We start from the raw sequence: 23,162 nt of genomic DNA on the forward strand, positions 1-23,162 counted from the left end.
ACCGGTTACCGAAAACCAGCATGGCGGCGAATGGGGCGACTTTGGGGTCGGGGGCGCGCCAACATTGATGCGTGATGCGTGATGCGCTACCGTTTCGGCATGCGCACCACCCTGACCATCGACGACGACGTGCTGGAAACGGCCAAGGCCATGGCGCGTCAGCAGAGGCTCAGCCTGGGCGCCGTCATCTCGGCGCTCGCACGCCAGGCGCTGACTCCGTCCAGCACGCCGGAGTATCGAAATGGCATCCTGCTTTTGCCGCATCGACCCGGTGTCGTCGTGACCACGGAAATGATCAACGTCTTGCGCGATGAACTGCCGTGACCTTCCTGCTGGACGTCAGCGTTCTCATCGCTCTGATCGACCAAAATCACATCGCCCACGCCATCACCCATAATTGGTTCGCTCGAGAGGGCCGGACGAGCTGGGCCAGTTGCGCCATAACCGAGAACGGCGTCCTGCGTATCGTCGGCCATTCGCGCTATCCCAGTGCAACGACGTCGCCCGCAGCCGTCGCGCCGATCTTGGCGACGGTTTTGGCCCAAGGACGCCATCAGTTCTGGGCCGAAGACCTCAGTCTGATGACCTCGCCGATTATCGACAGAGAGATGGTGAAGACCTCGGGCCAGGTCACGGACACCTATCTGCTGGCCCTGGCGGTCAGTCGGGGCGGGGCCTTGGCGACCCTGGACCGCCGTCTTTCGCCGCGTGCGGTTCGAGGCGGCGCTGCGGCGTTGCACATGATCCCCGTTTGATCAGCGGTCCCGGCAGGCTCGTTCGGTGTTGAAGGTCGGGCGGAAGGCGCCGCCTTGGAAGCCGTCGGGCACGTCGAACGGGGCGGTGGCGCGCAGCGCCCGCACGGCCTCTTCGGCCGCCGCGCGATAGACCGGATCGGCGCGCGGATTGACCAGGGTCGGTCCCGCCGTGATCCGCCCGCTCGCCGACAGGCTGACGTCGACCTGAATCCGAAGTTGGTCGCCGCCCGGCATGTTGCAGGCGATGAAGACGTTCCAGTGACTGTAGACCTGGTTGAAGATGGCCGTGACCTGCGGACCCGTGGCCTGGGGCGCGGCGCCCCGACCCTGCTGACCGGGGGCGGGGCGGCCCCGGTTCGGGTTCGGACGCGGCGGCCCGGCCAGGGCGTCCAGATCCAGCGACGGCTCCTCGCGGCGCGGCGCGGGACGCGGCGGCGCGGGGTTCGGGCGCGGCGGGGTCGGCTGGGCCTTGGTCGGCGGCGTCGGCGCGGGCGGACGGGGCGTCGGCGGGCGCGGCGTCGCCTTTTCGGCGGGCCTGGGCGTCGGGGCGGGCGCGGGCGGCGCGGGCGTGGGCGCGGGCGGGGTCGGCGCGACCACCTCGGGCGGCGGGGCCGCGGCGCCGTCCTCCTGGCTGGGCGTCTCCTGCGGATTGTCGGGGGCGGCGGCCTCGATCACCTGGTCCGAGACGATCGACACCGGCACTGAATTCACCAGCGGCTGAATCTCCTTGGCCTCATGCAGGCCGGACAGCAGCAACAGGCCCGCGACCGCGACATGCAGCCCCACGGCCCCCGCCACGGCGGGCCAGGACGTCGTTCGGTTCGAGGCCCCAGCCACCTCAGCCCTCGGCCGGCGCTTCGACCGGCGGGGTTTGCGGCACGGGGGCGGGCGCCCCGGCGGCCGTGTCGGTGATCAGGTTCAGCTTGGTGAAGCCGGTGGCCGACAGCCGCGCCATCACCCGGGCCACGGCCTGATAGGGCGCGCGGCCGTCGGCGCGGATGAAGACCGCCCGCTCGGTCGCCGCGCCGTTTCCGTCGGCGCTCTCGGCCAGACGCTGGGCCAGGCTGTCGTAGGGCGTCTCACTGTCGCCGACGAAGATGCGCCCGTCGCGGTCGATGGACACGCTCAGCGGCTCGTTGTTGGTCTCGACCGCGCTGGCCTCGGTCTTGGGCAGTTCGACCGGAACCCCCACCGTCAGCAGCGGCGCCGAGATCATGAAGATGATCAACAGCACCAGCATCACGTCCACCAGCGGCGTGACGTTGATCTCGCTCAGGGGCCGTTTTCTGGCCCGCCTGCGGCCGCGCACATGGCCGCCGCCGCCCGCTCCGCCCAGGGCCATGCTCAGAAGCCCCGGTGTTCGGGCTGGGGTGCGGGCGCGGACGGGCCGCCCAGACGCCGCGCCACGGCCGCCTGCAGATCGTCGGCGAAGCTTTCCAGCCGACCGGTGAATTTGCCCGCGTCGATCGAGAATTTGTTGTAGGCGATATAGGCCGGGATGGCCGCCGCCAGGCCGATGGCCGTGGCGAACAGGGCCTCGGCGATGGCCGGCGCCACGGTGGTCAGATTGGTGTTGCCCGCCGCCGCGATGCGCCCAAAGGCGTTCATGATGCCCCACACCGTGCCGAACAGGCCGATGAAGGGCGAGGCCGTGGCCACCACCGACAGCACGCCCAGACCGTTCTCGATCCGCTGGCCCTCGCGCGCGATCAAACTGTCCAGCGCCCGGTCGATGCGGGCCATCAGCAGGTTCGACTGATGCTCGTTCAGCGCCCCGCGCGCCCGCGCCTCGCGCCAGTCGGTCAGGGCGATGACCAGCATGCGCGGCAGGGCGTGGGCCGGATCGGGACCCGCCTGGGCCGCCACATCCTCCAGCGACCGGCCCGAGCCGATGGCGCGCTCGAAGGCGTCGGCCTGACGGTTCAGGGCGGTGAAGCGGGCGGCCTTGTCGATGATCACCGCCCACGACCAGATCGAGGCCCCGGCCAGACCCACCATCACGGCCTTGACCACCCAGTCGGCGGTCATGAACAGCTCGACGGGGTTCAGCATGGCGGCGTCGGCGGGCGTGGTCATGGGCGGTGCTCGCGGTCCTTGGAGGTCTCGTTCGTCCCGTTATCTCCGGGACGGCGTGGCGGTTGTGTGGCGCCGGGTCTAGCGGGCCGTGGCCGTTGCGTCACGCCCTTGCGCCTGACAGGGGCGTGATCGGTTCAGCTTTCGCCGGACAGCCACGGCCGCACCTTGTCCATCAGCCCCGCCGACGGCCGCCGGGGCCGCCCGTCCAGATGGATGCAGACCGCCGTCACCGAGGCCGTGCACAACACCTCGTCGCCGCGCGTGATCGTCTGTTCGATGATCAGCCGGGGTCCCCTGACCGCCTCATAGCGGGTGCGCACCATCAGGGCGTCGTCGATGCGCGCGGGTTTGACGAATTTCACCGCCATCTCGGCCACCACGAAGGCCAACGGCGGCTCGGCCTCCAGCAGCTCCGCATGGCCCACCCCCGCCGCCCGCAGGAAGTCCGACCGCCCCCGCTCGAAGAAGCGCAGATAGTTGGCGTGATAGACCAGGCCGGTGAAGTCGGTGTCCTCATAATAGACCCGCACCGGCAGCCGATGCTCGCGGCCTTCGAATCGACCAGCGGTTGGCGTTTCGCTCATGCGGCGGGCGGGTCGAGGATGAAGGCCAGGGGGGTGTTGGCCGCCGGCAGGCAGCTACGGTCCACCGGCGCATAGGGATCGCGCAGAAAGTCCCGGGCCATGGCGCGGGTGCAGGGGCTGGCGCCGATCACGCCGTGGGTGGCGTTGACGACGATGACCACCTGGCCGTTGGCGTAGCCGCGCGCGGCCGCCTCGGTCAGGGGCGGCGGACAGCCGGGGTCGATCTCGGCGGCGACGAACAGGGTCGGGATGTCGGTCGTCACCGGCGCGTTCTCGATCGGATCGGCGGGGCGTTCGCCCACGGCGGCGCAGACGTCGAACAGGCGCGACAGAGACGGAACCAGCACCTGGGCCACCGGATCGCCCGCCGCGCCCGCGATCAGGCGCGCCTTGGATTCAAACGGCAGCTCCTCCTTGCACAGATGGGCCATGTGCTGGCCCTCGAAATAATAGGTCCGATCCTCGGCGATCTCGGCGATCGGGGTCAGGTCCCCGGCGATGATCTTGGCGATGTCGGCGGGCAGGCGGCGCACGCCGACGCGGCTGTAGGTCGTGTCCATCAGGAAGGCCGACAGGTCATCGACGGTGAAGGTGCGGCCGTCCGCGCCGGTGACCGGCCCGGCCAGCCAGCGGCGCGCCTCGGTTTCAAAACGGGCCTGCATGTCGGGGTATCGCGCCGCGCAATCGGCCTGGGCCGCGCATTTGTCCAGGATGATGCGAACGGCGGCCGAGACCTGTTCGGGCGTGCCGACGGCCCAGTTGCCCTCGGGCGGCCAGGGGCTGTCCATCACCGCCGCGCGGACGATCTGGGGCTGGTGGGTGATGACGGCGGCCTCGATGCGCGGCCCGTAGGAGCCGCCCCTCAGGTCGATCTTCTCCAGGCCCAGCGTCTGGACCAGATCGCGCACGTCGTCGGCGATGACGGCGGCGTTGTACCAGTTCAGATCCACGCCCTTGGCCTGCCAGTCCTTCAGGCAGGCGATCAGGCCGTCGCGGTCTTTGTCGGACGGGGGGCCGGCGTCGGTCAGCTCCACGCCGGGGCAGTCCATCGACGGCGACCCGCGTCCGGCGCCGCGCTGGTCGAAGAAGATCATGTCCTGATCGACGGCGAAGATGTCGGGGTTCTGCTGGGCCGCGCGCAGGGCGCCGCCGACGCCGGGGGTCGAGTCGCCGCCCGGTCCTCCGTGGAAATTGACCACCGGGGGCAGCAGGCGGCCCGAGGCGTCGCGATAGGGACGGGACGCCTTGACGATGACCACGGCGATGTCGATGCGCCGATCGCTGGAGCCGTCGCGCGCCTCATCGACCGTCAGGGTCCCACAGCGCACTTCGCGCACGCCGCTGGGCCAATCGGCCGGGCAGGCGGTGTCGCTGAACACGGGATCGGCGGCCTGGGCCGGGTGGCTGAGGGCCGAAGCGCCGGCGAGCACGGCCAGGGCCGCGAGAAGGCGAAGGATCATGGGGCGAACTCCTGTCGCCGCAGCCTAAGAGCGGCGCCGCGTCCCTGGCAAGACGGCGCGGATCAGGGCGTCGTCGCGCCCGGCCGCCGCGCGAAACCGGGGCAGTATTTGTCGCGCGTCTCGGCGAATTCGCGGGGCAGGGGATCGTCGCCGAACAGGATGCGCTGGGGCCGCGAGACGAAGGCCACCGCCGCCTGGCCCGGCCCGCGCGCCGCATAGCCGCACGACACGGGACCCACGCCCGGCTCGATATAGCGGACCTCGGCCGTGCGCCCCAGTTCGGTGCGCACCTGGCGCAGGGCGCGTTCGCCCGCGCTCTCGGGCCTGCGCCCCAGGCCGCCGTCCTGGGCCACCCGCCACACGGCCGCGGCGCCCAGGGCCAGAACCAGCAGGCCCAGGACGGCGATCAGACGGTCGGTCCGGCGGCGACGGTCGCTCATGGACCGCGATCATGCCGGGGTTGCGCCCCACGGCAAGTCCTACTTGCCCTCGAACAGATCCGGGGCGCCCGCGCCGGGCGTCTTGGGCGGCTCCGCCAGGCCCAGGTGGGCATAGGCCCTGGCGCAGGCCATGCGGCCGCGCGGCGTGCGCTGGATGAAGCCCTGTTGCAGCAGATAGGGTTCGATCACGTCCTCGACCGCGTCGCGGGCCTCGGCGATGGCCGCCGCCAAGGTGTCCATGCCCACCGGCCCGCCGCCATAGTTCTCGATCAGCGCCTTCAGGAAGCGGCGGTCCAGGCTGTCCAGCCCCGCCTCGTCGACCTCCAGCCGGGCCAGGGCGCGCGCGGCCGCCATCTTGTCGATGCGCGTCGCCCCTTCCGCGTCGGCGAAGTCGCGCACCCGGCGCAACAGCCGCCCGGCCACGCGCGGCGTGCCCCGCGACCGCGCCGCGATCTCCAGCGCCCCGTCCTCGGTCATGACCGCGCCCAGCTTGCGCGCGGCGCCCAGAACGACCCGGGTCAGGTCCTCGGGCGAATAGAATTCCAGCCGCAGCGGAATGCCGAACCGATCCCTCAGCGGCGTCGCCAGCAGCCCCGCCCGCGTCGTCGCCCCGACCAGGGTGAAGGGCGCCAGGTCGATGCGCACGCTGCGCGCCGAGGGTCCCTCGCCGATGATCAGGTCCAGCACATGGTCCTCCATGGCCGGATACAGGATCTCCTCGACCGCCGGGGCCAGGCGGTGGATCTCGTCGATGAACAGGACGTCGCGCGGCTCCAGATTGGTCAGGATCGCCGCCAGGTCGCCCGCCTTGGCCAGGATCGGGCCGGAGGTGGCGCGGAAGCCGACGCCCAGTTCGCGCGCCACGATCTGGGCCAGGGTGGTCTTGCCCAGCCCCGGCGGGCCGAACAGCAGCACGTGATCCAGCGCCTCGGCCCGCCCGCGCGCCGCCTCGATGAAGACCTTCAGATTGCCCTTGGCCTGGGGCTGGCCGACGAATTCATCCAGCGTCTGCGGCCGCAGGGCGCGATCGTGCGCCTCGCCGGGGGCGGGGGCGCCGGAGATGATGCGGTCGTTCATGACCCTTCCCCTCTCGCGGGGGGAAGGGCGTGTTGGAAGCCCATCACCGCCCCAACTCCTGCAAGGCCGTCTTGATCACCGCCGACAGTTCGGCGTCCTCGCCCAGGCGCAGGACGGCCTGGTCCACGGCGCGGCGGGCGTTGACCTCGGCCATGCCCAGGCCCAGCAGGGCCGACACCGCCTCGCCCGTCAGGCTGGGCGCCGGCGCCGAAACCGGCGCGTGCACGCCGGGCGCCGAGGGGGTGAAGCTGGGGTCGCCCAGCGGCTTGCCCTTCAGTTCGGTGACGATGCGCAGGGCCAGTTTCGGCCCGACCCCATTGGCGCGCGCCACCGCCGCCTTGTCCTCGCGCGCCACGGCCCCGGCCAGATCGCCGGGCGGCAACACGTCCAGCACGCTCAGCGCCGCCTTGGGTCCGACCCCCTGGATGCCGGTCAGGGTGGTGAAGGCGCGGCGGTCGTCGCGGGTCAGGAAACCGTACAGGCGCGGCCCGTTCTCCTGGCTCCAGTTCGTCTCGATATGCAGGATCGCTTCGTCGCCGGGCGCGGGCAGCCGTTGCAGGGTCCGCGCCCCGCAGGCCACGACATAGCCCACCCCGGCGCAGTCGATGACGCAATGGTCCGCCTCGACCTCGACCAGCACCCCGCGCAGCCGCCCGATCATGTCACGATCCTCCCCAGCGAGCGTAGCGAAGCAGGGGAGGGGGACCGCTGAAGGCGGTGGAGGGGGCGAGGGCCACGGCCGGTGTCTGGGGTCGCCCCCTCCACCACTTCGTGGTTCCCCTCCCCCGTTGCACGGGGGAGGATCATCGCCCGCTTCCTCATCTGCGCATGGGTCAGGGCCACGGCCAGGGCGTCGGCGGCGTCGGCCTTCACCTCTCCGGCGGCGGGCAGCAGGCGTTTGACCATGAAGGCGATCTGGCCCTTGTCCGCATGGCCGGCGCCGACCACGGCCTTCTTGATCAGATTGGGCGCATATTCCGCCACCGGCAGGCCGCACCGCGCCGGGGCCAGCATCACCGCCGCCCGTGCATGGCCCAGCTTCAGCGTCGAGACCGGGTTCATATTGACGAACACTTCCTCCACCGCGGCCTCGTCGCAGGCGTGGGCGGCGCAGACCTGCGACACCGCCTCCAGCAGATGCAGCAGCCGCTCGCTGAACGGCGCGCTCTCGGGCGGGGTCACCACGCCGTGGGCGATCCAGCGCAGGCGCGATCCCTCGGCCGCGATCACGCCCCATCCGGTGCGCCGCAAACCGGGGTCCAGCCCCAGGATTCGAGTCGTTTCGTTCGCCATCCGTTCCAGTCATGCCGCAAACAAGGTTGACGGACAATGACCGGATTCTTGGGACCGGATGCCGCGCGCCCTATTCGTCGCGCGGAATGACCGAATAGGCGATCAGATCGGGCTGGTCCGACAGGCGGCGGCACAGGCCGTCGACATCCACCGGCGTCGGTCCCTTGGCCTTGACCGTGTGTTCGTGGTCCAGGCCGTCGCGGCTGACGACATGGCCGATGCGCATGGCCTGGATGCCGGACCCGGCCAAGAGATCGCGCAGCGCGCCTTCGCTGGGCGCCCGGCCCCGCGCCCAGGTCAGGGTGATGTCCAGCACCGCGATGTGCGGCAGGCGCGCGTCCAGCAGGCGCAATATGGCCAGCACCGTCAGCGTCGCCCCGGCCCCGACCAGGGCCAGCTCGGTCATGCCCACGCCGAACAGCACGCCGATGGCCGAGGTGGTCCACAGCGACGCCGCCGTGGTCAGTCCCTTGACCGAAAACCCCTCGCGGAAGATCACCCCGGCGCACAGGAAGCCGATGCCGGTCAAAAGCCCGTGCGCCATCCGCGTCGGGTCGATCACCACATTCTGGCCGGGCAGGGCGACGAAGTCCCAGGTCGCCTGATGCATGGCCGCCAGCATCAGGATGCAGGACGTCAGACACACCAGGGTGTGGGTGCGGAACCCGGCCGGATGGCCGTGATAGGTGCGCTCCACCCCGATCAGGCCGCCCGCGGCCATGGCCGCGCCGACGGGCCAGATCAGGTTCAGGTCGAAATGCAATTTTCGCTCCGCAAACTGACGAATCGCCAGCCTACGCCCGCGCCTCGCCGCACCGCAAGCGGCGCGCGTGCCGGGCGGGCGCTATTGCAATCGGAACCTGACCCGGAAGCGGATGCGGGAATCGACGTCCGTCCCGTCGATCTGGCTGGCGTGCAGCCGCGCCGCGCGCATCGAGACCTGGGCGGCCCCAGCGAATCCCACATCCCGCGGGGTCTCGCGGATGATGCGGCAGACGCCGACCCGGCCTTCGGCCAGGGCTTCGCACTCCAGTTCAACCTCGCCCTCGGCGATCCCGGCGGCGATGGCGCGCGCGGGGTATTCGGGCGTCGGCCGCACGGCCCAGGCCGGGTTGCGGATCATCAGCACCCGGCCGTCGCGCGTCACCGGGGCGGGTTGGGGCGGGGGGACGGGGTCAGGGACCACCAGGATGGCCGGTTGGTCGACGTCGCGTTCCGCCGTCATGTTCAGCGAGGTCTCGGCCTGCCAAATCATAGCCCCGACCAGGGCCGAGAACAGGCCCACGATCCCGACCACGACGGCCCAGGCCCCGGCTTCCGACAGTCGGGTGCGTCGCTCGGTGACGGTCAGATCACCCCGCGTATGTCGCCAAGTCCTCATCCGAGACGTCTTCGTTGGAATAGACGGCCGAAACGTCGTCCTCGGCGTCCAAGGCGTCCAACAGTTTCATCAGGGTGGCGACCGCCTCGCCCGTGACGGGAACCTCGGACTGGGGCTTCCAGACGATGGCCGTCGACTTCGGGTCGCCCAGCACCTTGGACATGGCCTCGGCCACCTCGTTCAGGTCCTCGAAGGCGGTCCAGATCGTGTGGCCCGGCGCGTCCTCATAGATGTCGGGCTTGACCAGGTCGCTCTCGACGTCTTGCGCCCCGGCCTCGATGGCGGCCTCCATCACGGCGTCCTCGCTGCCCGCCTCGGCCGGATAGTGGATCTTGCCGACCCGGTCCCACATGAAGGCGACCGAGTTCATTTCACCCAGCGCCCCGCCGTTCTTGGTGAAGGCGGCGCGGATGTTCGATCCGGCCCGGTTGCGGTTGTCGGTCAGGGCCTCGACGATGATTCCGACTCCGCCCGGCCCGCGGCCCTCGTAGCGGATCTCCTCCATCGTATCGACGTCGCCGCCCGCCGCCTTGTTGATGGCGCGCTGGATCACGTCCTTGGGCAGGCTTTCGGCCTTGGCGTTGTTGACCGCCAGGCGCAGGCGCGGGTTCAGGGCCGGGTCGGGCATGCCCGACTTGGCCGCCACGGTGATGTCGCGCGACAGTTTGGAGAACAGCTTGGAGCGCACCGCGTCGGCGCGTCCCTTGCGGTGCATGATGTTCTTGAATTTGGAATGGCCGGCCATGGAAGTCTCTTTTGGTGCGCTAACGCTCGCGGCGCGGCCGCTCGCTGCTTGAGCGCGAGCCGCGTGGGCGGGCGCGCCCGTCTAACGCAGGTCGGGCGTCCTGTCACGGTCACGGAACCGCAAGGGTTGGCGGCGTATTATCCCCGCCGAACGGGAGATGACGCCATGGGCGCCGAAGAAGCTCTGATCGACGACCTCTATGACGGCGACCTGCACGGCGACGCCTTTGGCGAGGCCGACATCGTCGAATGGTACGAGACCCGGCCCGTGACGGTGCCCACTGCCGTCGCCGCCGGCGCCCTCGTCGCCGCCTTCGCCCTGGGCGTTCTGACCGCCGTCGGGACCCTGGCCCTGACGGGCCGTCTGGACGACTAAACAGAAAATCTCCCTCCTCACAAAGAAGGAGGGAGATTACCGCGCCAGCCTCTCCACAAACCCGCGCAGCCCGGCCGGGATCTCCACCGGCCGCATCGTCTGGCGCGCCACCATGACGTGGACGAAGAAGCCCTCGGCGCAGGCCTGGTCCTCGTCGTTTCGGAACAGGCCGACCTCATAGCGGATGCTGGAGGTTCCGACCCGGCCCACCCGCACGCCCGCATGGATCACGTCGGGATAGGCCGCCGAGGCGTGGTGACGGCAGCCGCTCTCGGCCGCCACGCCGATGACCGCGCCGCTCGTCACGTCCAGCAGGCCCGCCTGGATCAGAAGCTGGTTCACCGCCGTGTCGATCAGGGCGTAATAGACGACGTTGTTGACGTGGCCGTAGGCGTCGTTGTCGGCCCAGCGCGTGGTCAGGGCGACGAAGCGGACATAATCCGACCGTACGCCGCGCGGCGCTCTCTCGCTCATCCGAAACTCCCCTTGGCCGTACCGGTCTGGACCGCTTAGCCTGCGGTCGGGGAGATCGCCACCATGCAGACCCGCGCCGCCGTCCTTCGCGCCATGGGCGCCGCCCGGCCCTATGCCGAAACCCGGCCCCTGTCGGTCGAGACGGTGAGCCTGGACCCGCCCGGTCCCGGCGAGGTCCTGATCGCGGTGCGCGCGGCGGGTCTGTGCCATTCGGACCTTTCCGTCATCAACGGCGACCGGCCGCGCGTCATGCCCATGGTCCTGGGCCACGAGGCCGTCGGCGTGGTCGAGGCTCTGGGCGCGGGCGTCGACGATCTGAGCGTCGGCGACCATGTCGTCACCGTCTTCATGCCCTCGTGCGGCCATTGCGGTCCCTGCGCCGAGGGGCGCCCGGCCCTGTGCGAACCGGGGCTGAAGGCCAATGTCGCGGGCGGGCTTCTGGGCGGCGGCGTGCGTCTGTCGAACGCCGAGGGGCCGCTGCATCACCAGTTGGGCTGTTCCACCTTCGCCGAGCGGGCGGTGGTGTCGCGCCGTTCGGTCACCCCCATCGACAAGGCCGTGCCGTTCGAGGACGCGGCCCTGTTCGGCTGCGCCGTCCTGACCGGGGTCGGGGCGGTGGTGAATACGGCGGGTGTCCGGGCGGGTCAGTCGGTGGTGATCGTCGGTCTGGGCGGGGTCGGCCTGGCCGCCGTGCTGGGCGCCCTGGCCGCCGGGGCGTCGCCGGTGGTCGCCGTCGACCTGGCCGAGGACAAGCTGGCCCTGGCTCGTTCGCTCGGGCCGGTCGTGACCGTCAATGCGGGCGACGCCGATGCGGTGGACCGGGTCCGCGCCCTGACCGGCGGCGGCGCCGACGCGGCCCTGGAATTCGCCGGCTCGATCCGCGCGTTGGAAGCGGCCTGGGCCATGACCCGCCGCGGCGGAACCACGGTCACCGCCGGCCTGCCTCCGCCGGACGCCGCCGCCGCCGTCAACATCGCCGCCCTGGTCGGCGAGGAGCGCACCTTGAAAGGGTCCTATGTCGGGACCTGTGTCCCCAGCCGCGACCTGCCCCGCTACGTCGCCCTGTACCGCCAGGGCCGTCTGCCGGTGGACCGGCTGAAAAGCGGAACGATCCCGCTGGACCAGATCAACGAAGGCTTCGACCGGCTGGCGGACGCAGAGGTGGTGCGGCTGGTGGTGAGATTCTGAGTCTTCCTTCTCCCCTTGGGGGAGAAGGTGTCATGCGGAGCATGACGGATGAGGGGTAAGCCAGATCCGCGATAACTGTCAGCCAGTCAGCGCATCTGACACAGCCCCCTCATCCGACCCGCTCCGCGGCCCACCTTCTCCCCCGAGGGGAGAAGGATCACACGTGCCGGTTCCGCACCAGATCGTCCACCACCGCCGGATCGGCCAGGGTCGACGTATCCCCCAGCGACCCCAGCTCATTCTCCGCGATCTTGCGTAATATCCGCCGCATGATCTTGCCCGAGCGCGTCTTGGGCAGGCCCGGCGCCCATTGGATGACGTCGGGCGCGGCGATGGGTCCGATCTCGGTGCGGACGTGTTTGACCAGTTCGGCCCGCAACGCCTCGGTCGCCTCGACCCCGGCCTTCAGCGTGACATAGGCGTAGATGCCCTGGCCCTTGATGTCGTGGGGAAAGCCGACCACCGCCGCCTCGGCCACGGCGTCGTGCGACACCAGGGCGCTTTCCACCTCGGCGGTGCCCATGCGGTGGCCCGAGACGTTGATGACGTCGTCGACCCGTCCGGTGATCCAATAGTATCCGTCCGCGTCGCGGCGGCAGCCGTCGCCGGTGAAATACCGGCCCGGATAGGTCGAGAAATAGGTGTCGAAGAACCGCTGCGGATCGCCATAGACCGTCCGCATCTGGCCCGGCCAACTGTCGGTGATGCACAGATTGCCCGCGACGGCGCCCACCAGCGGCGCGCCCTCGGCGTCGACGATCTCCAGCTCCACCCCCGGCAGGGGCTTGGTCGCCGAACCGGGCTTCAGGTCGGTCGCGCCGGGCAGGGGCGACACCAGGATGCCGCCCGTCTCGGTCTGCCACCAGGTGTCCACGATCGGCAGGCGGCCCTCGCCGACCACTTCGTGATACCAGCGCCAGGCCTCCGGGTTGATCGGCTCACCCACCGTGCCCAACAGGCGCAGACTCTTGCGCGACGCCGCCTTCACCGGCCCGTCGCCCTCGCGCATCAAGGCCCTCAGGGCGGTGGGCGCCGTGTAGAAGACGTCGACCTTGTGCTTGTCCACCACCCGCCAGAAGCGGCTGACGTCGGGATGGTTGGGCACCCCCTCGAACATCAGCGTCGTCCCGCCGTTGGCCAGCGGGCCATAGACGACATAGCTGTGGCCGGTCACCCAGCCCACGTCGGCGGTGCACCAGAAGACCTCGCCCGGCCGGTGGTCGAACACGATCTCGTGGGTCCAGGCGGCCCAGAACAGGTATCCGCCCGTGGTGTGCAGCACCCCCTTGGGCTTGCCGGTCGAGCCGGAGGTGTAGAGGATGAACAGCGGGTCCTCGGCCCCCATCGGTTCGGGCGGGCAGTCGGCCTTCACCCGCGCCGCCTCCAGCGCATAGTCAAAGTCCCGATCCGCATCCATCGGCACGTCGGCGCCGGTGCGTTTGATCACCAGCACCGAGGTCACGCCCGAGACCTTCTTCAGCGCCGCATCGACATTGGCCTTCAAGGGCACGGTCTTGCCGCCGCGCAGACCCTCGTCGGCGGTGATGACCAGGGTCGAGCCGCAGTCCTCGATCCGTCCGGCCAGGCTGTCGGGCGAAAAGCCGCCGAACACCACCGAATGCACCGCCCCGATCCGCGCGCAGGCCAGCATGGCGTAGGCGGCCTCGGGGATCATCGGCAGATAGATGGTCACCCGGTCGCCCTTGCGGGCGCCGTGCGCCTTCAGCACGTTCGCCATGCGGCACACGGCGGTGTGCAACTCGCCGTAGGTGATGGCCTTGGAGTCCGCCGGATCGTCGCCTTCCCAGAGGATGGCCGTCTCGTCGCGCCGCGTCGCCAGATGCCGGTCGATGCAGTTGGCGCTGACGTTCAGCACCCCGTCCCAGAACCAGCGGATGCGGAAGTCGTCGGCGTGGAACGACACGTCCTTGATCCCCGTCGGGGGCTTGATCCAGTCCAGTCGTTTGGCCTTGTCGGCCCAGAAGGCGTCCGGTTCGTGCCGCGCCGCCCGGCGCGCCGCCTGATAGGCGTCCTGGTCCATGTGCGATCTGGCCGCGACCTTGGGATCGACCGGATAGACTTCGCGCTCGCTCATGCGTCCTGCTCCACAATGGCGTCGACCTCGTCGCGTGTCGGCAGCGAACTCTGCGCCCCCGGCCGCGTCGCCGCCAAGGCCCCGGCGGCGCAGGCGAACCTCAACGCGTCCGCCGGCTCCATCCCTTCCAACAGGGCCACGACGACGGCGCCGACGAAGCCATCCCCGGCCCCGGTGGCGTCCACCGCCGTCACCCTGGGCGGCGCCGCGCGGGCCAGTTCGACGCCGCGTTGATACAGGGTCGCGCCCCTGGCGCCTCGGGTGACGATCACCCGCCCGCCGCCGTGATGCAGCAGGTCGCCGTAGAAGGCCGCCTCGGTCTCATTGACCACGATCAGGTCGGCCCGGCGCAGCAACGCCTCCGACACCGGCGCGGCGGGCGCCAGATTGGCGCAGACGAAGCCCGTGGCCCGGCCCACGGCCGCCTCCACCGTCTCTATCGGCAGCTCCAACTGCACGATCAGCGGCGTCTCGATCCGCTGCGGCAACTGCTCGGGCGTGACCGCGTGATTGGCCCCGGCCGCCACCACGATCTGGTTCTCGCCTTCGGGGTCGACCGCGATCAGGGCCACGCCGGTGGTCAGGGCGTCGTCCGCGATCACCCCGCCGACATCGACGTCGGCCTCCAGCAACAGGGCCAGCGCCTCTTCGGCCAGGGCGTCGCGCCCGACCCGGCCGATCATGGCCACGTCTCCACCGAGCCGCTGCGCCGCCAGGGCTTGGTTGGCGCCCTTGCCGCCCGGATGCCGCGCCAGGGTGGCGCCGGTCACCGTCTCGCCGGGCGCGGGCAGGGCCGGTCCCGTCGCCACGAAGTCCAGGTTGATCGAGCCGACCACGGTGATCGCCGTCATGACGCGGCCCGCTTCAGGGTCTCGGTGATCAGGTCGAACACCCCCTGGCCGTCCGCCGCCGTGGCCCAGCGATGCCGCGCCTGGCCCGGCGCGACCCGGAACTCCACCGCCGTATGGCCGCGCGTCAGGTCCGACTGCGTCTCCACCCGGATGTCGCACGGCTTCAGGGTGAACAGCTCCGGCGCCATCAGCCAGGCGACCGTGCAGGGGTCGTGCACCGGCGGCGCGTCCCAGCCGACGATCTTGCGCTCCACCCGCTGCGAAAACCGCATCATCGACGCCGCCCAGCGCGCGCTGTCGCTGTCGACGGCTTCTATGGCGGCGATCCGCGCGTCGGTGGCCCGCACCTGATGCGTCGCGTCCAGGCCGAACATCACCACGTCGCAGCCGGACGCCAGAACCTCGGCCGCCGCGTCCGGGTCGGCCCAGACGTTGAACTCGGCCGAGGCGGTGATGTTGCCGCCCTCGCTGCGCGCCCCGCCCATGACCGAGACCGGTCCCAGCCGCGCCGCCAGGGCCGGTTCCTTGCGCAACGCCAGGGCCAGATTGGTCATCGGTCCCATGACCGCCAGAGCCACGCTCTTTTCCGGCCGGGCCATGACGATGTCGATGATGGCGTCCGCCGCAGGACCGGACGCCAGGGCGCCCTGCGGCTCGAACGGCTTCAGGTCGCCCAGTCCCTCGGCGCCGTGGAATTCGCCCGCTCCGGCCGGTTCGCGCACCAGCGGCCGCTCGGCCCCGGCGAACACCGGCACATCCGTTCGTCCCGCGACCTGTCTCAGGATGCGCGCATTGCGGCTGGTCGCCGACACCGGCACGTTTCCGCCCACGGCGGTGACGGCCAGCACCTCCAGCTCGGGCGCATTGAGCGCCAGCATCAGGCCGACGGCGTCATCCACGCCGGGGTCGCAATCGATGATCAGGGACTGTTTTTTCACGGTCTCAGCTTTGACCCGCGCCGCCGCCCGCCGCAACCGTCGTCAGGCGCAGGCCGCCACGCAGGCCGCCGCCAGCACCTCAGCCGAGTCGGTCAGAGGCGCGCTCACATCCTCGGCCTTCAGCAACAGCGGAACCTCGGTGCAGCCGCCGATCAGATGGTCCGCCCCGGCCGTCTCCAGCGCCCGCGCCAGTCGGATTATCTCGGCCCGCGACCGTTCCGCCTCGCCGCCCTTGACGCCGAAGATCGCGCTCATGAAGGCCGCCCGATCCTGGCCTTCCAGCACCACCGGCGTCATCCCCGCGGCCGTCAGGGCCGCGACATACAGCGCCTCTCCGCCCGGCGTCGCCAGCACGCCGACGCGCCGCCCGCCCGCGTCGGCCACGACCTTCACCGTCTCGGCGATCATGTCGATGAAGGGGACGCCCGCCGCCCGTATCCGATCCGCATGGGCGTGGGCGGTGTTGCACGGCATGGCCAGGACCTCGGTCCCCATGGCGGCCAGCCGCACCGCGATCCACCCGATCTCTTCGCCCGCCGCCTCTGGCTCCGTGTGACGGTTGGGAATGCGCGGATGGATGTCGGCCAGGACCCGGATGTGGTCCTCGTCGCGCGTCGCGGGCGTCAGGGCCTGCAGCCGCTCCAGAAAAGCCACGGTCGCCACCGGTCCCATGCCGCCGATCACGCCGAGGGTTTTCATGTTGCTTCCTTCGGCAGCACGCCGCGGCTTCTCAGCCAGGCCTCCATCACGTCCGGCCACTGGTCGACGGCCTGGCCGGTCGGCCGCATGCCGAAGGCGTGGCCGCCCTTCGGGAAGATGTGCGTCTGAACCGGAACGCCGACCGCCTCCAGCGCGCGGGCGTAGGCGATGGAGTGCCGGGGATCGTCCACCGCGTCGTCCTGGGCGTGGATCAGCAGGGTCGGCGGCGCGCTCCGGCTGATGGTGTTGAAGGGCCTCAGCGTCATGCCCTGCCCGGACCACAGGTGGCCGGGATAGACGCCGACGGCGAAACTCGGTCGGCTGCTCAGGGCGTCGGCCGCGTCGACCGCCGCATAGCTGGACGTGTCGGCGTTGCTGATGTCGGCGACCAGATGGCCCCCGGCGGAAAAGCCGATGACGCCGATCCGGTTCGGATCGATGGCGAACTCGGCCGCCCGCTGGCGCACCAGCCGCATCGCGCGCTGGGCGTCCTGCAAGGCCAGCGGAACGTCGGGCAGTTTGTAGCGGCGCGAGACCTTGCTCCAGCTCTCGCCCGAATGCGGCACGCGGTATTTCAGCAGCACGCAGGTCATGCCCTTGGACGTGACCCAGTCGCAGATCTCCGTGCCTTCCAGATCGATGGCCAGAACCTGATAGCCGCCGCCGGGAAACACCATCATCGCCGCGCCCGTGTTCCGGCCCTTGGGCGGATAGACGGTCAGGGTCGGCCGCGAGACATTGGCGACATAGGTCCATGGGCGGCCCCCGACCAGATGGTCGACCGGCCCGGTCTCTTCCGGCCCGGTCAGTTCGGGCTTGGCGATCTCCAGATCGGCGGGCCACAGGGGAATGACGGTCGGCGTCCGGGGCGGCGTCGGCGGCGGGGACTCGGCGGGCTTGCAGCCTGACAGGGCCAGGCCGCAGAGCATCGCCCCGGCGATGGCGATCAGGCCCGCCTTCATCACAGCATGGCGTCCAGTTCGCCGTGATAGCCGGCCAGCCCCTGCGCCCCGCCGGTGTGCAGGAAGACCACCGTCTCGCCCCCAGAGGCTGACGTGAAGCGGCCCGCCCGGGCCAGGGCGATCAGCCCCTTCATCGCCTTGCCGGTATAGACCGGGTCCAACAGGATCGCGTCCGTCCGCGCCGCCAGGGTCAGGGCGTCGACCACCCCCTGGTCGATCAGGCCGTATCCGGCGCCGACATAGCCGCAGTCGGCCACGACCATGGCGTCGGTCACCGCGTCGGGCCGCCCCAGCAGCATGGCCGTCTCGCGCGCCAGCTTCAGGACGCTGGCTTCCTGCTTCTCCTTCGGCGCCCGCACCCCGATGCCCAGCACCGGCACGTCGGCGCCCATCACCGCCAGACCGGCGACCAGGCCCGCATGGGTGCCCGCGCTGCCCGTGGCGGTGACGATGCGGTCGATGGGCAGGTCCAGCTCGTCGGCCTGAACCACGATCTCGCGCGCGCAGTCGACGTATCCCAGCGCCCCGACCGCATTCGATCCGCCGCCGGGAATGACATAGGGCCGTCCGCCGCGCGCCCGCACCTGATCGGCCGTCTTCTCCAGCTCGGCCGCCATGTCGGTCCCGCCCGGCACGCGCCGGATGCCCGCGCCGAACAGCCGGTCCAGCAGCACGTTTCCGTTGCCGACATAGTCGACGGCCGTCGATCCCGTCCGCTCTTCCAGAATGATCTCGCAGGCCAGGCCGTGGCTGGCCGCCGCCGCCGCCGTCTGGCGCACATGGTTGGACTGCACCGCCCCCTGGGTCACCAGGGTGTCGGCCCCCTGCTCCAGGGCGTCGCCCAGCAGGAACTCCAGCTTGCGCGTCTTGTTGCCGCCCCCCGCCAGGCCGGTGCAGTCGTCGCGCTTGATCCACAGATCGACGCCCAATTCCTCGGACAGCCGGGGCAGAGGCTCCAGCGGCGTCGGCAGATGGGCCAGGCGGACGCGGGGAAAACGGGCCAGATGCATGGTCTTCAGTCCTCGTCGATCTGAACCGGCGCCCTGGCCGGTCGCGGCCCGCCCGCCAGGGCGGCGTCCAGGGCGTCCTTGTCCAGCCCCTTCTCCCACTTGGCCACCACCACGGTGGCCACGGCGTTGCCGATGAAGTTGGTCAGGGCGCGGCATTCGCTCATGAAGCGGTCGACGCCCAGGATCAGGGCCATGCCCGCCACCGGCACCGTCGGCACCACCGCCAGCGTCGCCGCCAGGGTGATGAAGCCCGCGCCCGTCACCCCCGCCGCCCCCTTGGACGACAGCATGGCGACCGCCAGCAGCATGGCCTGCTGACCCCAGCTCAGCTCGATGCCGCAGGCCTGGGCGATGAACAGGGCCGCCAGGGTCATATAGATGTTGGTGCCGTCCAGATTGAACGAATAGCCGGTGGGCACGACCAGCCCGACCACCGACCGGTCGCACCCCGCCCGCTCCATCTTGTCGATCAGGCTGGGCAGGGCGGCTTCGGAGCTGGAGGTGCCCAGCACCAGCAGCAGCTCCTCCTTCAGATACCGGATCAGCTTCAGGATCGAAAAGCCGTTGGCCGCCGCCACCGCGCCCAGCACCCCCAGCACGAAGATGATCGCCGTGACGTAGAAGGTCGCCACCAGGGCGGCCAGATTGATGATCGATTCGATGCCGTATTTGCCGATGGTGAAGGCGAAGGCGCCGAAGGCCCCGATGGGCGCGGCCTTCATCAGGATGCCGACCAGTTTGAACATGGCCTCCGACAGGCTTTCCAGCACCGTCATCACCGGCTTGGCCTTGTCGCCGATCATGGCCAGGGCCACCCCGAACAGGATGGAGAAGAACAGCACCTGCAGGATCTCGCCGCCCGCGAACGCCCCCACCACCGTCTCGGGGATGATGTTCATCAGGAAGCCGACGATGGTCGTGTCGTGGGCCTTGGCCGCGTATTGGGCCACCGCCGCCGGGTCCAGGGTCGCGGGGTCCACGTTCATGCCCGCGCCGGGCTTGACCACATTGGCGACGATCAGGCCGACGATCAGCGCCAGGGTCGAGAAGGTGATGAAATAGGCGAAGGCCTTGGCCGCCACCCGACCCACCTTGCTCAGGTCCCTCAGGTGGGCGATGCCGACCGAGACGGTCAGGAAGATCACCGGGGCGATGATCATCTTCACCAGCCGGATGAAGGCGTCGCCCAGCGGCTTCAACTCCTCGCCCAGGCCCTTGTAAGGCTCGCCGTCCGCGCCGACGCCGCTGGGATAGAAATGGCCGATCAGGGCGCCCAGAACGATGGCGACGATCACCTGCAGATACAGATGCGACCACCAGGGCGGCGTCTTCACCGGCGCTCCGGTTTCGGGCGAAACGCCCGGCGCGGCCTTGATCATATGTTTCCCCCGATGCCGCGCCCTATGTTCGTCGCATCCGAACGGCGCCCTCGTCGCCTCTTATGCGGTGATCCTTCACAGGTCCCAAGCCCCATGATCGCGCCCGCCGCCCGGTTGAAACGCTACGCCCCCGGTCTCAGACAGCCGGTCCATGCGCATGACGCGGCCCATCTGTCGCTGATCCTGGCGGGCGGGTTCGAGGAGACGGATTTCAGCGGCGACCGTCTGGCCATGGCCGGGGCCGTCGGTCTGCGCCCCGAGGGCCTGCGCCACGCCGTCCGGTTCGCCGACGCCGGCGCCCTGGTCCTGACCTTCGCGGCCCCCGCGCGGGCCGACGGCGGCGCGGCCATCGCCGACCCCGCCTGGTCGCCCGTCCTGGCGCGTCGTCACCTGCGCCGCCTGGTTCCCCTGCTGCTGGAAGGCGGCGAACCGGGCGTCGAGGCCGTTTGGGACCTGCTGGCCCTTTGCGACGCCGGGGGAAACGACGGGACGCGCGTCGATCCCTGGCTGCGCGTCGTCCGCGAGCGACTGGTCGAAGCCCCCGGCCGGACGCGCCTGACCGATCTGGCCCATGAGGCGGGCCGCCATCGCGTCCATCTGGGCCGGGCCTTCCTGGCCGCCTTCGGCGAGACGCCGTCCGCCTTCCGTCGTCGCGCCATGCTGGACCGCGCCCTGTGTCTGACCGCCCAGGGCCTGCCCGCCGTTCTGGCCGCCGTCGATGCGGGCTTTTCGGACCAAAGCCATTTCAACCGCGCCTGTCGCGATCTCTACGGCCTGCCGCCCGTCCGCCTGATGGCCCGCGCGGCCTGAACGGCGCGTTGCATCCGTCCAAGACGGCGCCCGCCACGTCCCGCAGTCTGGCCCGCGAACACGGAGATCCCCCTCATGCGTCGCGTCCTTCTGACCGCCCTTCTCGCCGCCACGGCCCTGACCGCACCGGTCGCCGCCCAGACGCCCGCGCCCGCCGCGCCCGCCGTCGCGCCCGCGCCGTCCAGCGACGAGGCGGCCCTTCGCGCCGCCCGAACCGTGCTGGCCATGGCCCAGGCCGCTCAGGCCCAGCCGGGCGCGTCGCCGGCCCTGTCGGTCGTCCTGGTCCGGCGCGGCCGCCCGCCGATGATCTGGACCCAGGGCCGCCTGTCCGCCGACCCGGCCTCCACCCCGGCCACGGACGACACCCCCTTCTACATCGCCTCCCAGACCAAGGCCTTCATGGGTCTGCTGGCGGTCAAGCTGGATGCGCAGGGCGTCTTCGCCCTGGACCAGACCCTGACGGACGTCTGGCCGGACCTGATCCTGCCCGACGGCGCCGATCCGAAGACCATCACCTTTCGCCAACTGCTCAGCCACCAGGGTCCGTTCGAGAACGCGGCCCTGTCGTTCCGCACCGCCTACAGCGACCGCGTGCCCGCCGCAGACTATGCGCGTTTGATGCAGGCGGGGTCGCAGGCCCGTCCGGCGGGCTTCCGATACTCAAACCTCGGCTATCTGGTGTACGCCGCCGCCCTGGAGCTGAAGACCGGACGCGACTGGCGCGACTGGCTGGACCAGGCCCTGTTCCGGCCGCTGGGCATGACCCGCTCGGGCGCCCGCCCCAGCCGCTTGGACGGCCTGCCCTCGTATCACCGCTGGATGGGCGAGCGCGGCTGGGACACGTTTCCGGGCAAGCCGGACGACCTGATGCAGGCCGCCGGGGGCCTGGTCGTCTCGCCCAGAGACATGGCTCGCTGGCTGGAGGTCCAACTGGGCGCCGCCAATGACGCGGTCCGCCCCGAATGGGTCGCCCAGGCCCAGACGCAACAGATCGCCGCCGCCATTCCCGGCGACGTCATCCAGTGCCAGGGTTACGCCCTGGGTTGGAACATCTGCCGCGTCGGCGCCGCGGATGTGCGCTCCCATGGCGGGTCCTACACCGGGGTCCGTTCGGTCATGTTGGCGTCGCCCGAGCTGAACCTGGCCATGGCCGTCTTCTCGACCAGCGACAGCCTGACCGGCGGCCTGGGCCAGACCCTGGCCCAGACCTTCTTTGAACTGGCCCAGAACCCCGACCGCGAAACCCCGACGGCCGAAGCCTTCGGCGCCCAGTACGGCCAGCGTCTCCAGACCTTCGGCCAGCGCCGCATGGTCCAGGTCGATCAGCGCCGCGCCGAGGCCTCGTGGGCCGGTTGGACCTGGCGCCCCTCGGCCGACGACCGCGCCGCCTATGCCGGCCGTTACCGCCATGCGAGTTTCGGCGACTTCGTGATCTCCAGCGAAGGCGAGACCGTCCACGCTCGTCTGGGCGTCATCGACCATGTGCTGGAACCGGCCGCGCCCGATCTGTTCGGCGTCGCCGACGGCCCGGCCGACCCGCCCGCGCCCTTGCGCTTCGAGCGCGTCGGCGGACGCGTGGCGGCCCTGGTCTGGAGCGACGAACGGTTCGAGCGGCTGGACTGACGATCCCGCCCGGCCTATCGCCCGGTCGCCTCGATGGGGAAGCGACCTGGGCCTGGGTCAGGCGGCGATGCGCCGCCGCTGGAGATAGACCGCCGCCCCGCCCGCCATCAACAGGCCGAACAGGATCATGGCCCATTCCGACATCGTCGGCACCGGCGCGGTTTGATAAATCTCGAAGGCCCAGTCCGGGGGACCCACGACGGTGCCGAAATTATCGATCGCGGCGCCGCCCGCGTAGGGGTTCGTCAGGCTGAAGGCCACGGCGGAGGAATCGAAGACGATGGAGTAGGTCTGGCCCGAGACCACGGGGAAGGGCGTGGTCAGGGTGATGACAGTGTAGCCCGCGGTGTTCGATCCGGTGTCCGTCAGGGTCACGGCCTGGGTATAGGCGGCGCCCGCGCTGGATCCGGCCACGCCGCTGCCGTTGGCGCCGTTGTAGATCCGCAGGGTCGTGGCGTTCGACGACCGGGTGCGCACGGCGATCTGATTGATCGCCCCGGTGCTGGGCGCCGTGAAGCTTTGACCCAGTCCGGCGGCCAGGCCGGTGCTGTTCGTGGCGACAGGCTGGCTGATGGTCTGAGCCGCCGCTAGGCCGGGCAGACACAGGACAAGTCCGAGGGCCAGAACGACTCCCGCCGCGTGAGAGAACCAGTTGCGAACCATTCCAAACCCCCGGGGCGCCATGACTGACAAATCGTCGGTATCCGTTGTCTCGCAGCTTGGTCATACAGGGTCAATGACCCCGCAGCTTGACCGCCGCGCCCATCGGCCTATCGTCCGCGCGTTCTCCGGGGGGCCGCCGCAGCGGCTGAGATTGGCGTATCCGCCTGACCCGTCGAACCTGATCCGGGTCATGCCGGCGAAGGGATGAGTACGCCGGACCTGCCACAGGTCCCTTGTCATCCCCGCGACAGCGGGGAACCCGTCGTCGGCCGACCCTCTGCACG

26 protein-coding genes, 1 pseudogene and 1 riboswitch are annotated in these 23,162 nt (G+C 70.6%); of the genes and pseudogenes, 6 read left to right on the forward strand and 21 right to left on the reverse strand.

All coding sequences use genetic code 11. The features are described from left to right. Positions 1 to 81: 81 nt before the first annotated feature. Both V7D63_RS02285 and V7D63_RS02290 read left to right on the forward strand, forming a co-directional pair. Positions 82 to 324 carry a CopG family transcriptional regulator gene (locus V7D63_RS02285; RefSeq protein ID WP_333590628.1) on the forward strand — a complete coding sequence of 81 codons (243 nt, stop codon included), beginning with the start codon at positions 82 to 84 and terminating at the stop codon, positions 322 to 324. Then, entirely contained in the window at positions 321 to 755 is a 435-nt protein-coding gene (locus V7D63_RS02290) for a TA system VapC family ribonuclease toxin (RefSeq protein ID WP_333590629.1), read from the forward strand. The genes V7D63_RS02285 and V7D63_RS02290 overlap by 4 nt, the downstream gene beginning before the upstream one ends. Here the strand turns inward: V7D63_RS02290 and V7D63_RS02295 are convergent, their stop codons facing one another. The 12 genes and pseudogenes from V7D63_RS02295 to V7D63_RS02350 form a co-directional block, all read right to left on the reverse strand. Next, positions 756 to 1,592, reverse strand: a complete 837-nt coding sequence (locus V7D63_RS02295) for a cell envelope integrity protein TolA (protein ID WP_333590630.1) — start codon at positions 1,590 to 1,592, stop codon at positions 756 to 758. Between the two features lies 1 nt (position 1,593). Beyond that, on the reverse strand, positions 1,594 to 2,097 hold the full coding sequence (tolR, locus tag V7D63_RS02300; RefSeq protein WP_333590631.1) for a protein TolR: 504 nt from the start codon (positions 2,095 to 2,097) through the stop codon (positions 1,594 to 1,596). Positions 2,098 to 2,099: 2 nt separating this feature from the next. Continuing rightward, the gene (tolQ, locus tag V7D63_RS02305; RefSeq protein ID WP_333590632.1) at positions 2,100 to 2,831 is read right to left on the reverse strand and encodes a protein TolQ; all 732 of its coding nucleotides are present in this window, start codon (positions 2,829 to 2,831) and stop codon (positions 2,100 to 2,102) included. A gap of 134 nt (positions 2,832 to 2,965) precedes the next feature. Then, a complete protein-coding gene (gene ybgC, locus V7D63_RS02310) occupies positions 2,966 to 3,415 on the reverse strand; it encodes a tol-pal system-associated acyl-CoA thioesterase (protein ID WP_333590633.1) in 450 nt (149 codons plus the stop codon). Beyond that, entirely contained in the window at positions 3,412 to 4,875 is a 1,464-nt protein-coding gene (locus V7D63_RS02315; protein WP_333590634.1) for an alpha/beta hydrolase, read from the reverse strand. The genes ybgC and V7D63_RS02315 overlap by 4 nt, the downstream gene beginning before the upstream one ends. 62 nt (positions 4,876 to 4,937) lie before the next feature. After that, complete coding sequence (locus tag V7D63_RS02320) at positions 4,938 to 5,315, reverse strand: hypothetical protein (RefSeq protein WP_333590635.1); 378 nt, start codon at positions 5,313 to 5,315, stop codon at positions 4,938 to 4,940. 39 nt (positions 5,316 to 5,354) lie between these two features. Then, the gene (ruvB, locus tag V7D63_RS02325; protein WP_333590636.1) at positions 5,355 to 6,392 is read right to left on the reverse strand and encodes a Holliday junction branch migration DNA helicase RuvB; all 1,038 of its coding nucleotides are present in this window, start codon (positions 6,390 to 6,392) and stop codon (positions 5,355 to 5,357) included. 43 nt (positions 6,393 to 6,435) lie between these two features. Further along, positions 6,436 to 7,053 (reverse strand): Holliday junction branch migration protein RuvA, encoded by a 618-nt coding sequence (gene ruvA, locus V7D63_RS02330; protein ID WP_333590637.1) that lies wholly within the window; start codon positions 7,051 to 7,053, stop codon positions 6,436 to 6,438. A gap of 152 nt (positions 7,054 to 7,205) precedes the next feature. Beyond that, positions 7,206 to 7,685, reverse strand: a pseudogene (ruvC, locus tag V7D63_RS02335) (crossover junction endodeoxyribonuclease RuvC); the annotation flags it as partial. 70 nt (positions 7,686 to 7,755) lie between these two features. After that, positions 7,756 to 8,448, reverse strand: a complete 693-nt coding sequence (locus V7D63_RS02340; RefSeq protein ID WP_333590638.1) for an MgtC/SapB family protein — start codon at positions 8,446 to 8,448, stop codon at positions 7,756 to 7,758. Between the two features lie 81 nt (positions 8,449 to 8,529). Then, positions 8,530 to 9,066 carry an energy transducer TonB gene (locus V7D63_RS02345; protein WP_333590639.1) on the reverse strand — a complete coding sequence of 179 codons (537 nt, stop codon included), beginning with the start codon at positions 9,064 to 9,066 and terminating at the stop codon, positions 8,530 to 8,532. Beyond that, entirely contained in the window at positions 9,038 to 9,811 is a 774-nt protein-coding gene (locus V7D63_RS02350) for a YebC/PmpR family DNA-binding transcriptional regulator (protein WP_333590640.1), read from the reverse strand. Before V7D63_RS02350 ends, V7D63_RS02345 begins: the two co-directional genes overlap by 29 nt. A gap of 165 nt (positions 9,812 to 9,976) precedes the next feature. On the opposite strand from V7D63_RS02350, the gene V7D63_RS02355 reads away from it, so the two are divergent. Continuing rightward, a complete protein-coding gene (locus tag V7D63_RS02355) occupies positions 9,977 to 10,186 on the forward strand; it encodes a hypothetical protein (RefSeq protein WP_333590641.1) in 210 nt (69 codons plus the stop codon). A gap of 36 nt (positions 10,187 to 10,222) precedes the next feature. On the opposite strand, the gene V7D63_RS02360 is transcribed toward V7D63_RS02355, so the two are convergent. Continuing rightward, complete coding sequence (locus V7D63_RS02360; protein ID WP_333590642.1) at positions 10,223 to 10,660, reverse strand: acyl-CoA thioesterase; 438 nt, start codon at positions 10,658 to 10,660, stop codon at positions 10,223 to 10,225. A 63-nt stretch (positions 10,661 to 10,723) separates the two neighbouring features. On the opposite strand from V7D63_RS02360, the gene V7D63_RS02365 reads away from it, so the two are divergent. Continuing rightward, positions 10,724 to 11,848 carry a zinc-dependent alcohol dehydrogenase family protein gene (locus V7D63_RS02365; RefSeq protein ID WP_333590643.1) on the forward strand — a complete coding sequence of 375 codons (1,125 nt, stop codon included), beginning with the start codon at positions 10,724 to 10,726 and terminating at the stop codon, positions 11,846 to 11,848. Positions 11,849 to 12,005: 157 nt separating this feature from the next. Here the strand turns inward: V7D63_RS02365 and acs are convergent, their stop codons facing one another. From acs to V7D63_RS02400, 7 genes are read right to left on the reverse strand one after another with little or no spacing between them, the layout of a single operon-like run. Continuing rightward, positions 12,006 to 13,943 (reverse strand): acetate--CoA ligase, encoded by a 1,938-nt coding sequence (gene acs / locus V7D63_RS02370; protein ID WP_333590644.1) that lies wholly within the window; start codon positions 13,941 to 13,943, stop codon positions 12,006 to 12,008. Then, positions 13,940 to 14,794 (reverse strand): ribokinase, encoded by an 855-nt coding sequence (locus tag V7D63_RS02375; protein ID WP_333590645.1) that lies wholly within the window; start codon positions 14,792 to 14,794, stop codon positions 13,940 to 13,942. The genes acs and V7D63_RS02375 overlap by 4 nt, the downstream gene beginning before the upstream one ends. After that, positions 14,791 to 15,732 carry a nucleoside hydrolase gene (locus tag V7D63_RS02380; RefSeq protein WP_333590646.1) on the reverse strand — a complete coding sequence of 314 codons (942 nt, stop codon included), beginning with the start codon at positions 15,730 to 15,732 and terminating at the stop codon, positions 14,791 to 14,793. The genes V7D63_RS02375 and V7D63_RS02380 overlap by 4 nt, the downstream gene beginning before the upstream one ends. Before the next feature lie 42 nt (positions 15,733 to 15,774). Next, a complete protein-coding gene (locus tag V7D63_RS02385; protein ID WP_333590647.1) occupies positions 15,775 to 16,431 on the reverse strand; it encodes an aspartate/glutamate racemase family protein in 657 nt (218 codons plus the stop codon). Beyond that, a complete protein-coding gene (locus tag V7D63_RS02390) occupies positions 16,428 to 17,393 on the reverse strand; it encodes an alpha/beta hydrolase (RefSeq protein WP_333590648.1) in 966 nt (321 codons plus the stop codon). Before V7D63_RS02390 ends, V7D63_RS02385 begins: the two co-directional genes overlap by 4 nt. Beyond that, complete coding sequence (locus V7D63_RS02395; protein WP_333590649.1) at positions 17,393 to 18,403, reverse strand: D-cysteine desulfhydrase; 1,011 nt, start codon at positions 18,401 to 18,403, stop codon at positions 17,393 to 17,395. The genes V7D63_RS02390 and V7D63_RS02395 overlap by 1 nt, the downstream gene beginning before the upstream one ends. A gap of 5 nt (positions 18,404 to 18,408) precedes the next feature. Next, complete coding sequence (locus V7D63_RS02400) at positions 18,409 to 19,782, reverse strand: dicarboxylate/amino acid:cation symporter (protein WP_333590650.1); 1,374 nt, start codon at positions 19,780 to 19,782, stop codon at positions 18,409 to 18,411. A 93-nt stretch (positions 19,783 to 19,875) separates the two neighbouring features. Here V7D63_RS02400 and V7D63_RS02405 point away from each other — a divergent pair, with 93 nt between their 5' ends. Both V7D63_RS02405 and V7D63_RS02410 read left to right on the forward strand, forming a co-directional pair. After that, positions 19,876 to 20,592, forward strand: a complete 717-nt coding sequence (locus V7D63_RS02405) for an AraC family transcriptional regulator (protein WP_333590651.1) — start codon at positions 19,876 to 19,878, stop codon at positions 20,590 to 20,592. A 75-nt stretch (positions 20,593 to 20,667) separates the two neighbouring features. Continuing rightward, a complete protein-coding gene (locus tag V7D63_RS02410) occupies positions 20,668 to 22,215 on the forward strand; it encodes a serine hydrolase (protein WP_333590652.1) in 1,548 nt (515 codons plus the stop codon). Positions 22,216 to 22,272: 57 nt separating this feature from the next. Here V7D63_RS02410 and V7D63_RS02415 read toward each other — a convergent pair whose 3' ends face one another. Then, a complete protein-coding gene (locus tag V7D63_RS02415) occupies positions 22,273 to 22,878 on the reverse strand; it encodes an IPTL-CTERM sorting domain-containing protein (protein WP_333590653.1) in 606 nt (201 codons plus the stop codon). A 116-nt stretch (positions 22,879 to 22,994) separates the two neighbouring features. Then, a riboswitch (TPP riboswitch) is annotated at positions 22,995 to 23,101 on the forward strand. Positions 23,102 to 23,162: the final 61 nt, after the last annotated feature.

This window comes from Brevundimonas sp. (assembly GCF_036732845.1).
Taxonomy (GTDB): Bacteria; Pseudomonadota; Alphaproteobacteria; order Caulobacterales; family Caulobacteraceae; genus Brevundimonas.

Bases quoted from the DNA above. Each gene is read 5' to 3' on its own strand.
- V7D63_RS02315 (WP_333590634.1), bottom strand. From the start codon at position 4,875: ATGATCCTTCGCCTTCTCGCGGCCCTGGCCGTGCTCGCCGGCGCTTCG.
- ruvA (WP_333590637.1), bottom strand. From the start codon at position 7,053: ATGATCGGGCGGCTGCGCGGGGTGCTGGTCGAGGTCGAGGCGGACCAT.
- ybgC (WP_333590633.1), bottom strand. From the start codon at position 3,415: ATGAGCGAAACGCCAACCGCTGGTCGATTCGAAGGCCGCGAGCATCGG.
- V7D63_RS02365 (WP_333590643.1), top strand. From the start codon at position 10,724: ATGCAGACCCGCGCCGCCGTCCTTCGCGCCATGGGCGCCGCCCGGCCC.
- V7D63_RS02400 (WP_333590650.1), bottom strand. From the start codon at position 19,782: ATGATCAAGGCCGCGCCGGGCGTTTCGCCCGAAACCGGAGCGCCGGTG.
- ruvB (WP_333590636.1), bottom strand. From the start codon at position 6,392: ATGAACGACCGCATCATCTCCGGCGCCCCCGCCCCCGGCGAGGCGCAC.
- V7D63_RS02355 (WP_333590641.1), top strand. From the start codon at position 9,977: ATGGGCGCCGAAGAAGCTCTGATCGACGACCTCTATGACGGCGACCTG.
- V7D63_RS02285 (WP_333590628.1), top strand. From the start codon at position 82: ATGCGCTACCGTTTCGGCATGCGCACCACCCTGACCATCGACGACGAC.
- V7D63_RS02385 (WP_333590647.1), bottom strand. From the start codon at position 16,431: ATGAAAACCCTCGGCGTGATCGGCGGCATGGGACCGGTGGCGACCGTG.
- tolR (WP_333590631.1), bottom strand. From the start codon at position 2,097: ATGGCCCTGGGCGGAGCGGGCGGCGGCGGCCATGTGCGCGGCCGCAGG.
- tolQ (WP_333590632.1), bottom strand. From the start codon at position 2,831: ATGACCACGCCCGCCGACGCCGCCATGCTGAACCCCGTCGAGCTGTTC.
- V7D63_RS02345 (WP_333590639.1), bottom strand. From the start codon at position 9,066: ATGAGGACTTGGCGACATACGCGGGGTGATCTGACCGTCACCGAGCGA.
- V7D63_RS02350 (WP_333590640.1), bottom strand. From the start codon at position 9,811: ATGGCCGGCCATTCCAAATTCAAGAACATCATGCACCGCAAGGGACGC.
- V7D63_RS02360 (WP_333590642.1), bottom strand. From the start codon at position 10,660: ATGAGCGAGAGAGCGCCGCGCGGCGTACGGTCGGATTATGTCCGCTTC.
- V7D63_RS02375 (WP_333590645.1), bottom strand. From the start codon at position 14,794: ATGACGGCGATCACCGTGGTCGGCTCGATCAACCTGGACTTCGTGGCG.
- V7D63_RS02390 (WP_333590648.1), bottom strand. From the start codon at position 17,393: ATGAAGGCGGGCCTGATCGCCATCGCCGGGGCGATGCTCTGCGGCCTG.
- V7D63_RS02410 (WP_333590652.1), top strand. From the start codon at position 20,668: ATGCGTCGCGTCCTTCTGACCGCCCTTCTCGCCGCCACGGCCCTGACC.
- V7D63_RS02395 (WP_333590649.1), bottom strand. From the start codon at position 18,403: ATGCATCTGGCCCGTTTTCCCCGCGTCCGCCTGGCCCATCTGCCGACG.
- V7D63_RS02320 (WP_333590635.1), bottom strand. From the start codon at position 5,315: ATGAGCGACCGTCGCCGCCGGACCGACCGTCTGATCGCCGTCCTGGGC.
- V7D63_RS02415 (WP_333590653.1), bottom strand. From the start codon at position 22,878: ATGGTTCGCAACTGGTTCTCTCACGCGGCGGGAGTCGTTCTGGCCCTC.
- acs (WP_333590644.1), bottom strand. From the start codon at position 13,943: ATGAGCGAGCGCGAAGTCTATCCGGTCGATCCCAAGGTCGCGGCCAGA.
- V7D63_RS02405 (WP_333590651.1), top strand. From the start codon at position 19,876: ATGATCGCGCCCGCCGCCCGGTTGAAACGCTACGCCCCCGGTCTCAGA.